The sequence below is a fragment of the Novipirellula sp. genome, from assembly GCF_041583735.1.
Lineage (GTDB): Bacteria > Planctomycetota > Planctomycetia > Pirellulales > Pirellulaceae > Novipirellula.
This window is the reverse complement of record NZ_JBFHFD010000002.1, coordinates 44,130-55,570: the sequence shown is the minus strand read 5'-3', so window position 1 is coordinate 55,570 and position 11,441 is coordinate 44,130. Positions and strand designations below refer to the sequence as shown.

The 11,441-nt window shown below is 55.8% G+C and carries 10 protein-coding genes; 5 read left to right on the top strand and 5 right to left on the bottom strand.

The window, feature by feature from the left end; all coding sequences use genetic code 11:
• Together ABX962_RS00455 and ABX962_RS00450 are read left to right on the top strand one after the other, a co-directional pair.
• Positions 1-534 (top strand): aldo/keto reductase (locus ABX962_RS00455; RefSeq protein ID WP_372715565.1); only part of this gene is annotated, 534 nt, incomplete at its 5' end.
• Between the two features lie 179 nt (positions 535-713).
• Complete coding sequence (locus ABX962_RS00450) at positions 714-1,529, top strand: TIM barrel protein (RefSeq protein ID WP_372715564.1); 816 nt, start codon at positions 714-716, stop codon at positions 1,527-1,529.
• On the opposite strand, the gene ABX962_RS00445 is transcribed toward ABX962_RS00450, so the two are convergent.
• The gene (locus ABX962_RS00445) at positions 1,526-1,789 is read right to left on the bottom strand and encodes a FliM/FliN family flagellar motor C-terminal domain-containing protein (protein ID WP_339936531.1); all 264 of its coding nucleotides are present in this window, start codon (positions 1,787-1,789) and stop codon (positions 1,526-1,528) included. The two genes, ABX962_RS00450 and ABX962_RS00445, sit on opposite strands and share 4 nt — an antisense overlap.
• A gap of 298 nt (positions 1,790-2,087) precedes the next feature.
• Here ABX962_RS00445 and ABX962_RS00440 point away from each other — a divergent pair, with 298 nt between their 5' ends.
• Positions 2,088-2,864: an NRDE family protein gene (locus ABX962_RS00440; protein ID WP_008696001.1), complete on the top strand. Its 777-nt coding sequence runs from the start codon at positions 2,088-2,090 to the stop codon at positions 2,862-2,864.
• A gap of 366 nt (positions 2,865-3,230) precedes the next feature.
• Here the strand turns inward: ABX962_RS00440 and ABX962_RS00435 are convergent, their stop codons facing one another.
• Genes ABX962_RS00435 through ABX962_RS00420 form a run of 4 tightly spaced genes read right to left on the bottom strand, consistent with a single transcriptional unit; the run spans position 3,231 to position 9,010 of the window.
• Positions 3,231-3,833: a peptide chain release factor-like protein gene (locus ABX962_RS00435; RefSeq protein ID WP_372715562.1), complete on the bottom strand. Its 603-nt coding sequence runs from the start codon at positions 3,831-3,833 to the stop codon at positions 3,231-3,233.
• A complete protein-coding gene (locus tag ABX962_RS00430; protein ID WP_372715560.1) occupies positions 3,820-5,835 on the bottom strand; it encodes a hypothetical protein in 2,016 nt (671 codons plus the stop codon). The genes ABX962_RS00435 and ABX962_RS00430 overlap by 14 nt, the downstream gene beginning before the upstream one ends.
• A 50-nt stretch (positions 5,836-5,885) precedes the next feature.
• Entirely contained in the window at positions 5,886-6,854 is a 969-nt protein-coding gene (locus ABX962_RS00425) for an HlyD family efflux transporter periplasmic adaptor subunit (RefSeq protein ID WP_372715558.1), read from the bottom strand.
• Complete coding sequence (locus ABX962_RS00420) at positions 6,851-9,010, bottom strand: HlyD family efflux transporter periplasmic adaptor subunit (protein WP_372715557.1); 2,160 nt, start codon at positions 9,008-9,010, stop codon at positions 6,851-6,853. Before ABX962_RS00420 ends, ABX962_RS00425 begins: the two co-directional genes overlap by 4 nt.
• 445 nt (positions 9,011-9,455) lie before the next feature.
• Between ABX962_RS00420 and ABX962_RS00415 the strand changes: the two genes are divergently transcribed.
• The gene (locus tag ABX962_RS00415; protein WP_345328523.1) at positions 9,456-10,391 is read left to right on the top strand and encodes a MoxR family ATPase; all 936 of its coding nucleotides are present in this window, start codon (positions 9,456-9,458) and stop codon (positions 10,389-10,391) included.
• Between the two features lie 161 nt (positions 10,392-10,552).
• Positions 10,553-11,428, top strand: a complete 876-nt coding sequence (locus ABX962_RS00410) for a DUF58 domain-containing protein (protein ID WP_372715555.1) — start codon at positions 10,553-10,555, stop codon at positions 11,426-11,428.
• Positions 11,429-11,441: the final 13 nt, after the last annotated feature.

The window sequence follows — 11,441 nt, the reverse complement described above, 5'->3', positions numbered from 1 at the left end:
CTGAAAAAGGAAGTCGAAAAGGGCAAGGTGCGTTTCATTGGCGTGAGCGGTTATCCCATGAAGATCTTCTTGGAGATGCTCAAGCGATCCGATCTCGATGTGGTGCTGACCTACAACCACTACACGCTGCAAAACGACATGGCGTTGGCGTTGGTCGAGCCCTGTAAAGAACAAGGGGTGGGATTGATCAACGCGGCGCCGTTCTCGGCACGCTTGCTGACCAATTCTCCGCTACCCGAGTGGCACAAAGCCACGCCCGAGGTTCGCGAAGTCGCCGCGAAGGCGGCCGCTCATTGTGCCGAGCGAGGCACCGACATCGCCAAGTTAGCACTGCAGTACTCGGTCGCAAACGAAGAATTTGCAAGCTGCGTAACCGGTTCGGCAAACCCTGACCGCGTTGCCCAGTGGTGCGATTGGCTCGACGAGCCGATGGATGAAACCTTGGTGGCCGAAGTAATCGAGATCCTCAAACCGATTCACAACTGGGTCTACGTCGAAGGCCGGCCTGAAAACAACGACAGCCCCGCAGCGTAGTGCTTTATTTGTGTTGACTTTAGGGTAGTGAACGAGGCCCGTACGCTCGGCAAAGGGCAAGGACTCGTTGCCTCGTCCACTACGGTCAAATTTAGATGAAGGATTAGGGTGATCCTCGACGCTTTGTCCCGCTGCTCCCATTTCCCATCCATGCTCCCTCTGTTCCTAAAAAAGCTGTCATGAAATCCTGTATTACCATTAGTCTGGTCGAAGAAGCTCGCGGCGGCCCATTTGTGCTTTGGGACGGGCTCGAAAAATCGATCGCGTTCGCGGGAGAGTTGGGCTACGACGCGGTGGAGATTTTCGCTCCTGGAACCGAGGCGATCGATGCCGATCAATTGTCTTCGATGCTCGACAAAGCGGGCTTGAAACTTGCCGCATTAGGAACCGGGGCGGGTTGGGTCAAGCATAAACTGCAACTCGCCGACGCCGATGCTGGCAAACGTGAACAAGCCAAGAAGTTCGTTCGAGACGTCATCGATCTGGCGGGCCAATTCGGAGCTTCGGCGATCATCGGATCGATGCAAGGACGCTCCGATGCCGTGGTCGATGCTCCGACCGCACGAAAATACTTGTGCGAAGCGCTCGAAGATGGCGGCAGCCACGCCGCTCAGTACAACGTGCCGCTGATCTACGAACCGCTGAACCGCTACGAGACGAACCAGTGCTGTACGGTCGCCGATGGAGTGAAGTTGCTCGATTCACTCTCGACCCAAAACGTCACGCTGCTGTGCGATCTGTTCCACATGAACATCGAAGAAGCGGATATTGCCGAGGCCTTGATCAGCGGCGGCGACAAGGTCGGCCACATTCACTTTGTCGATAGCAACCGCCGCCCGGTGGGCTGCGGCCATATGCAGTACGGCCGCATCATCGCTGCGCTTCGCCAAATCAATTATCAGGGATACCTGTGTGCCGAAGCCTTCGCATGGCCCAATCCCGAAGAAGCGGCCCGGCAAACGATGCGAGCCTATAAATACTGGACACAGAGCTAGTCTTCTTCTTTACGAAGAATCTCGCGAATTCGGATTCCGAATTTGTCACCAATTTTGATCGTCTCGCCGATCGCAATCGGCTGGCCGCCCGCTTCAAGCGTCAGCGGCTCGTCACAATGGGTGTCGAACGTCAATAATGACCCTTGAACGAGGTCAACAATCCGGCGAAGCGGCACCTTTTGCCTGGCAAGCGTGACGCTGACATTGGTGCGAATCGCCAAAACGGCTTTGGAATGGGGTCCCGAGGTATTGATTTCCATACTTCGTTCAGGGGGCTTGGACGGTCGAAAAACGGTAAAAGGCATTCACATCTGCCCAGCTACCTATCCTTATCGACCGATTTGAGCGTCAAAGATTGCCCAGAATTCCAGCAAGGAGGGCGGAATTCGCTGAATCAAGTTAATTTTTGACGGACACCCCTCACCAGGGGGTGTAGTGGAGGTGACTGCGTAGATACATTGTTCTGTGCTGAGTCGTTGCTCCAGACCAATTCGGTGCTGGGACTGGCGTCAGCCCGAGAATTCCCTCCAACCGATCTTTGAAAAGAAAGCTTGCGAAATGTGCTTACTGGCCGTTCAGTATCGCTTGGTCCCCGAAAGTCCAATTTTGGTGGCCGCCAATCGCGAAGAATACTACAACCGCTCAAGCTTGCCGCCTTCAATCCAATCTGGCAAGCCCCGGGTGTTATGTGGGATTGACCAGAAAGCAAGTGGGACGTGGCTGGGGGTAAACCAAAACGGTGTTTTCGTCGGCTTGTGCAACCGAGCGACGTCGATGCCCCTGTTTGGTCAGCGATCACGTGGTTTGCTTGCTCTGGATCTGCTTCGTTGCACCACCGCAAACAAGGCGCTCGATAAAGCCCATGCCGAGTTTGCGAAAACCCGCTACGAAGGCTGCAATATCATTATTGCCGACGCCAGCAACGGGTATGCAATCCATGCAGACGAACGCCAAGAGGTGGTCGAGCTTCGCGATGGATTGAATATCATCGGCGCTCGCAACTTGAACGACCCCGAAGATCAACGGGTTCAGATGGCACGTCGCTTACTGACGCTACAAACGCTCGATTCGCCTGTGAAATTCTTGGCCGTCGCCAGTAAGGTTTTCGCCCGTGCCCCGGTCGGCCAAGGTCGTCCAAGCATGGTGATGCGAAATCCCGAGTACGGTACGGTCAGCAGCTCGCTAATCGCACTGGGCGTCAAACCTCGTGATGCGATCTACCAGTTCAGCAAGGGAGCACCGGACGAAGCCAAGTACGAAGACTTCTCGCCGATGCTGCGTGATATCCTCAGCCGAGGACTTCGCGAAGCTCGCACCAAAGCGAAAGCGACTTAAGCGTCCACCCTCATTGGGACTTCGCTTTCTGAATCAAACAAGACGGCTCGCTGTGAACCTGTTTCACCGCGAGCCGTTTTCGCTTTTGCATCACCCTGGAAATCGGAAGCAAGAAAATCAAGCACCTAGACGCTCTCGAGCTTCGTTTGGATCGAGGCGGCATAAGTGAGAAACGCCATGGCTTTGATAGCGTCGTCGGCTCGGGTCATTTTTCCGAACGCCCCTGCTTGAATTGCTTACCGCAAACTTAGACCATCTTCATCCTTGATGTAGCTAGCGTCGCCAGACGGTGGACCACGTTCTGGCGAACGTAGCTACCCTAACTCGCTCGCGAACGATCGTTGGGGATATCGCGGTTAGTCTGCGTCACCGAAGCGGCAATCGATCATGGTGGTGCCGTATTTGATTGACTAAGGCGAACGCCGTGGGCACCGATTGCAGCAGCGTGACGATGGCACTGGTGCTGCATTTCCACCGTTTGGCGACCAAGCTCGGCTGCCCACCACTGGCGTGAAGATCATTCAGCAGCAGCGCGACCATCGCAGGCTTGTCGATGTTGTGTTCGTTCATCCTTTTGACATTTCCGCAAAACCGTTCTCGAAACTCGGCTTCGATGTCCGGAAGCGGCGGGTCAAAAACGGACTTCGTACGGTATGCGACAGCCAGCGTGTACCGCAATCGCTCCAGTGCCACGTCGCGGTTTTGGGCTTGGCTTCGCCGCTCGGTCGCCTCGGCTACGATTCCCGTAGGCCGGTGCAATAGGAACGCACCGGAACTCGTTTTGTTACGGTGTTGGCCTCCTGGGCCACTACGCCGCTGGGTCCGAAGTTCGCAATCCTCAAGCAGTTTCTCGAGCGACAATAGGCTGGGGTGCGGCCCGGCGTTGATATCGATGGGTAACCGCTGCGATGGCTCGGGCATTTGAGCCGTTGTCGCTTGCCGATCCCGATCGGATTTAGATTTGGCCACGAACAAACTCGCTGATCCAGTAGACAAGATCGGCAGCGATCGCACGTGATGGCAAACGAATAACCCCCGAGCACGATGCCCCGATCGAATCCATCATCTGGTCCGACTTGGAAGGGGGCAACGGGCACAAGATTTGGTAGTTTGCTTCTTGCGTGATCGATTGCGAGTCGGCTTGAATTGCGGACACCGACTGGATCGCCGTCGAAATCACACCCGCCGACCCATTCTGCAAATGGATGCGGATCTCGGTCCCGTTGGTAATCTTGTCATGGTCGCGAGCGTCGATGCGAAAAACCGCGTGTCGCTGCCCCTGGGGACTGATTCGGCACCATGGTTCTCGCGAATCGGCGAGAGCGCCCACTTGGCCGGACAGCCAGATCGACGATGCGAGTCCGGTCGTTTCCGACTGCGGTGTTGGCGGCAACATCGTTCCCTCAATCGGTGCGACCACGTCGGTCTGATCAAGTCGGCCGTGGACATCGTCCAATAACATTTCAACCGACTTTTCCGCCGCTTGCAGCGTCGTCCACTGCGATGCCACTTGGGGGCGATCCAGCGCGGTTCGACGCGCGAGATTGCTTCGCAACTTGGCTAATCGCAATTCACCTTGCAGCCGTGCCTCTTCAATCAATTCGTGGTCTTTTGCCAACGTGGCGATCAATTGATTTGCCTGAACGTGTTGTCCCACCTCGGTCGCGACCGATTTGACTTGGCTGTCCGGTGGCAAAAACACGTTGACAGCGTCCGCCGAATCAACGATGCCGACCACGTGACGGTAGCGAGGAAGAGGCAATAACAAGGCTAACGCTAAAACTCCAACCAGCGATAGCACCACCGCGAAACGTCGCCACGAACGCACCTTCATCCAATCCCCCTCTCCTCGTAGAATTCCAAAGCTCCACTTTATTTGACGCAACATCATCGCAGCTGCCGCCAAAGTGATCACCAAGACGGCAACAAACCGCAAATGCACCGCTCCGGCGAGGCTAAGTATCAAAGTGGCAATCGCAACTAAAATTAAACTGCGGTAGATCAGCGAGGCCACGTGATAGATCGACAACGCGATGCCACGGACATCGTTACGCCGCGCGCGACCGTAATCATGGCCCGCAACGCGGCTGACTACCGTCGCTTGAAAACAGTCGCGTGCTTCGCGACGTAGATTGGTACTTCGCACCCAATCCATCAAGACAAAATAGCCGTCATACCGCATCAACGGATTGGCGTTAAAGAGCACCGTGCTGATCCCGCACACGATCATTAAATTCATCGCTAGCAGACGGATTGCCGGATCGTTCGCGGCGCACCAAACAAAGGTCGCAATCGCAGCGATGATCAACTCGACATAGATCCCCGCCACCATCACCGCCGCGCGACTCAGTGCAGAGGGCAACCGCCACACATCGGTCACATCACAATAGGGGGATGGGACACCGCAAAACAGAAACACGCCTACCGATTTGCTTCGCGCCCCCATCCGCCGACACATCACCGCGTGCGCCAGTTCATGAACCGTTTTGGTTGCTAGAAACGTCACTGCGATTAAGAGGGAATTGGTGGACGAGAGGAATTGCGGCAAGTTTTGCACGCCATGAATCCATTGCGGACTGCGTGAGATTGCCAACAGCAGCGCCGCGGCAATCAGCCCACTCCAAAGCACAATCGCAATGGGGGCGAACAAGACTCCGCTATATCCCGCCATCGATTTGGCGATCCCATCGATCGAGCCCAGCGGGATTTGAATTGCGAGTAGCGAAAACCGTCTCGGTGTGACACCAGATCGCGTCCGCGTCCAACCGGCGTGCTGCGCCTGTTTCCACAACATCGGATTGGCGTCACGACGGCTTAGTTGTTGCCACGCTCGCTCGGTGACTCGCGAGAACCGGCCGCTGACATCGTCGATCACAAGCCGCGCTGCGCGCTGCCCTTCATCGATCCGAATCGCATCCAGATCGCTGCGAATGCTCAATCGCGGCGTTTCGATAGCAGGCGTGCTGGACATCAGCATGTGTGGGAGAATCGGTGAACTTGAATCGCTGGGTTTGCCGGACACTATCGCAATGTTTCACTCAAGTAGCGAGTCGGCGCCGAAGCATTTCCTGCAACAGGTTGGTTTACAAACACCTTCATCCGCACCTCGGTTCCTGGGACCAATTGCCATCGCGACGGATCTGTCTCGTCTCGGCGATTGATCACTTCCGCATGCAATCGATAGCGAGCCCCCGCTAATACTTGCGGGTCAAGCGACAATACACTTCCGCGTAATGATTTTTCGAGACCACTGTGTGAATCGATCCAGTGCACGCTGATCGGCAACCCCTTGCATTGCCCCAAGGGCAACATCTCTTGCCGCACCAATGCGTGGACATGCAGACGATCCACACGTGCGACCGTGGCGATTGCCTCTCCTTTTTCGATCCATTCGCCGGGCGAACGGCTAATTTCAAGCACCGTCCCAGCCAACGGGCTGGTGATCTCGAGATTGCGAAGCTGGTCATCGAGCATCGCGACATCGGCTTCACGCATTTCAACTTCGACTTGGGCTTCGACACGTCGCTTCTTAGCCAACGCGACTTCTAATTCGCCACGTTCAACTGCCAAACGCAAACGGCGGAGATGGCTGAGCGGGATCGCGCCGCTAACATCTTTCTGAATCGATCGGTTGGAATCCAGTTCGGCTTCGGCTTCGGCCAATGCCGTTTCCGCGTACCGAAGTTCAACATCGTCCATCGCGGTACGACGCGCATGATCAAGTCGCAGCGTCGAAGCCCGATGCCGAATTTTCAGCGATCGATCATCCAACCGGGCGATGATGACATTGTTGTCGATCGGTTCATTCAGTTTGACGTTGACCGCCGCCACACGTCCCGACTCAACACTCGGCACATGCACTTCCTCGGCGAAGCGGACGACACAATCGGTGACCTCAATCGTGCTGTTTTCTGCAGCCAAACTGCTGCCCAGCATTGTCAAACTCGCCAAGAAACACAGCGAGCGTGATACGAGAGTGATGATCTTCATGCTGCGTTTTCCGTGGGTTGGGAACGGGCCGACCAATACAGTCCGATCGTGCTGCGAACCGCTTCAAATGCGTCAAAAAACAGCACTCCGATCGCGGGCTTGGTTTCACAGCGGAACAGGACTCGCACCGGCGATCCTGAAACCGGCCCCGCACCGAATAAGGCGCCGATGTCGTCACCGTTTTCAATACGAAGGACCACCGCTTTGGTGTCGGTGTCGTCCTTGACGTTGCGCATCGAAGGACCAAATTGCTGGACCACGGCGTTGTGATTGGGCGTTTCGCTGCCATCGATCAAAACGGCGGTGCGAAGCGTTTCCGATTTCAGTGCCGAACGGACCGAGGCAATTCGTGAGAGCGGAACGCGGGCGTCGACCAACCAAGCCGTGTTCTCGCCGATCACCTCGAGCAGTTTGTCGCCTCGTACGACGGGCCGACCGAGCAAACGCCGTCGGATTTGCCAACTATCGACCACGCCATCTTCGGTGGCACGCAATACCAGCGATTCTTTGACTTGTTTCAATATCTGCAACTGATCGTCAATCGCTTGCAATTCCTCGGCAACCAAACTTCGCTCGCTTTGAATTTGTTCGCGGCGATCACTGCGATGCGATGCAGTATCCACCAATGCCGTGGTGATCGCGGCTTGTTTTTGCAAAAGCACCGCATGCCGCCCCAGCAGCGTCGTGATCTGTTTTTCCAGTTCAGGATCGTGCATCCTCAGCAGAGCTTGCCCACGCTGGACTCGGTCACCGTGTGAGACATGGATTTGCTGAACGATCGCACTGCGTGACGCGAACAGCGATTGAACATTTTCGGGTCGCAAAGTCGCAGGGGTGGTGACGACCATTGGCACCGGCAGAAACGCGACGACCGCAATTAGAGTCAACATCGCGATCGCAAACCCTCGCGCCAACCAATTTCCGCTGCGGTGGCCGCGGCTTTGGTTCGCAAACGACACCAACCATTGGCCACCGGGGATTGCTTCAATACTTTTTCGATGGCGAATCGCAAGTCCCGCATGCTTCGCCAACCGCTGCAGATCATTTGCAATGCTTTGGCAATCGATTACTGAATCCGCGTTGGCCAAACCGACCAAACAGAGCGAATCGCCTGATTCCGCAGCGACCACAACGCGGGGCAGCAGTGGCGTGCTGGGTTTGTCATCAGAATCGTCTGCTTCCAACAACACATAGGTGTCGGGGGCATAAAAGGATTCCGCAGTCGAAACCATCTGTTTCGCCGCCGCACCGCGAAAATCGATCGCGTTGACGTAGCTCACCGCACTCAGTTGGGCCACGTCATTGCGGAGATAACAGAGTCCGACGCGATCAAATCCAAATAGATCCGAAGCGGCGTCGACCACTCTCGCTTCGATCTTTTCACGACTCGTTAATCCATGGATTGATGCAATCACGGCATCGACTTGCTCGCTTCGCTGTCGTCGGCGATGCAAGTCGCGAAGTTGATCGCTGCGCAAAAATTCGCCGGCAAGGTCGGCCATCTGAGCGACAAAACGCAAATATCCACGCTGCGTGGCGACGCCACATTCTTGTTCGAGAAAGACTTCGAGCAGATACGATTCACCGGTGCTGGCCGATTCACACTCAATCGGAACGACGGCGGCAGGGAAGTGCGTGGGATTCGCGGGCACGTCGGGATCCGAGGCATCCGGCGTAGCCGGAACCACGACGGGCTGGGCCGCGTCGCTGACTTCTAACAGCATACGATCATGCGCCGCGATCGAAGCCGCGGGAATCGAGCGGTCCGTGATCTCGCCGATGTGATGAACGACACTCATTCGGGGCGTCCCGGCTACCGCGGCGTCCGATCCGCCTGCAAACCCCGGTTCACTTACGTCGATTCGTTCACTTAATTCGATTCGCCAAATCACGACACCTTCGGCAGCCATCGCTCGTAGGATACGATCTGCCAACATACCAAAAAATTCAGCACGTGATCGCTCACTGCGAACCGCCAACGCGATCTCGCGAACCATCTCGGAAATCTCGCGCCGCGTTTCATCGACCAGCGATTCAGGAGCCCGATTGGAACGGGAGGCCGGTGATTTTTTGGACGACGGCGCAGCCGTATGCGGGCCGAGCGGCGAGCTCGCGGGCGAAAACACAAAAGGGGCGTCAGTCGTGGCCGAATTCACGGGATTGGCTTGGTTTGTGAACGAGGAACGTAGCGATGTCGCCCCGAGGCAACCATCGACAACAACTCAGGTAGCAAAACCAAGCGAATGGAGCAATGTGAATCGCGAAATGACTGCAATTCCTCGACGCGGCGGGCTGACACGCATGGGGCAATTTGCCCCGGATCTACCGCGAACTCATTTTGATACACTTCGTAAAACCACCTAATTCAGCCGCGAATCGCCGCTGGTACTTGATTTGCATTACCTAAATTCATCTTGAAATGGGCACGGTCATTTCGTTACGGCGTTACCGCCAAGCCCCCGAAATTTTTCCGCATCGATTCCCTTTTCCATGGAAAAACGAGAAACAATGTTTGAAGCTGATACCACGGACAATACGAGTGCTGGACACCCATCGCTGGACTCGCAGCTGGTCGAGGAAATCAAACGGCACGGCGAACCGATGCAGCGGTTGGCCAACGAGGTCGCCAAAACGCTGGTCGGACAACAGGTGCTCGTCCATCGTTTGTTGGTCGGACTTTTGACCGGTGGTCATTTGTTGATCGAAGGTGTTCCGGGGCTGGCCAAGACGACCGCCGTGGCGACGCTCTCGAAAGCGATCCATGCCAATTTCCAGCGGCTGCAATTCACCCCCGACCTGCTTCCGGCCGACTTGATTGGAACGCAAGTCTATCGGCCGGCACAACAAGAATTTGTCGTCCAAAAAGGCCCGATCTTTGCCAATTTGATTCTCGCCGACGAAATCAACCGGGCTCCGGCAAAAGTGCAAAGCGCACTGCTCGAAGCGATGCAAGATCGCCAAGTCACGATCGGCAGCGAAACATTTCCGCTGCCTGATCCGTTCCTCGTGATGGCCACACAAAACCCAGTCGAGCAAGAGGGAACGTACCCGCTGCCCGAAGCTCAGATGGACCGTTTTATGATGAAGGTCGTCGTCGATTATCCGACTCGCGACGAAGAACTCGAGATCCTCAGTCGGATGTCGCGAACACGCCGCGTGGACGAAGTCGTAGCGGTCACCACGCCCGAAGAGATTGTCCGTGCTCGCGACCTTGTCGACCAAGTCTTTGTCGATCGACGCATTGCCGAGTACATCGTCGATTTGGTGATGGCGACACGTAAATGCGAGGCCTACGGTTTGCCGATCACCCAGTGGATCCAGTTCGGTGCGTCGCCACGTGCGACGATCAACTTGACATTGGCCGCCAAAGCGAATGCATTCTTGCATCGCCGAGCCTACGTCACGCCTCAGGACGTCAAAGACATCGCGATGGATGTGCTGCGTCACCGTGTGATGATCACCTACGAAGCCGAGGCGGAAGAGAAAACAAGCGAACACATCGTACAAATGATTTTGGACGCGGTTGCGGTGCCCTAAGCCCGCCCGAATGTTCGATGCCACAAACCCCGTAGTGGATCTTGCTAAAGATCCCATGCGGACAGGATCTTCAGCTAGATCCACTACGTCAGCGATTGTTCCAACGCGGATCATGGTTGACTCGCCCACCGTTGACTTGTTTTTAAAGAGACTCACGAACCTTGATTCCTCCAGAAATCCTGAAAAAGATTCGTCGGATTCAAATCCGAACCTCCCACGTCGTGGACGATCTGCTGGCCGGCGGATGGCACTCGGCGTTCAAGGGGACCGGTATGGAGTTCGAGGAAGTCCGGCCGTATGCGATCGGCGACGACGTACGCAGCATCGATTGGAACGTCACGGCGCGGGCGGATCAGCCCTACGTCAAACTGTTTCGCGAAGAACGAGAGATGTCGGTCCAGCTGTTGGTCGATATCAGTCCGTCGCAAGGATTTGGAACGCAATCACAAACCAAGCGAGAATTGGTCGCCGAACTCGGCGCGACCTTGGCCTTTTCTGCGATCAAAAACAATGACAAAGTTGGTTTAACGCTATTTTCGGATCGCGTGGAAAAATCGATTCCACCTCGCAAAGGCACTCGCCACTGTTTGCGATTGATCCGGGACCTGCTGTATTGCCAACCCGTGGGCAGCGGAACCAGTGTGACGTCGGCGATTGAGCATCTCAACCGCACGTCGCACCGAAAAATGGTCGTCTTTCTGATCAGCGATTTCCAAGACACTCATTGCGAGAACACGTTAAAGGTCGCTCGTCGTCGTCACGAGATCATCCCCGTCGTCGTCCGCGACGAGCGGGAAATGACGATGCCCAATATCGGATTGGTCCGACTGCGTGATTTAGAAACCGGCCAATTGGTCACGATGGACACCAGCAGCGCCCGCGTGCGACGTGCCTATGCTGATTCCGTACAGCAGCATTTCGAGAACCTCGAGTCCTCCTTTCGACGCATGCGAATGCCCGCGATCTACCTTGAAACCGGACACGATTTTGTCCATCCACTGCAACAGTACTTCTATCATCGGGAGACACAGCGGTGAACGGATTGAATGC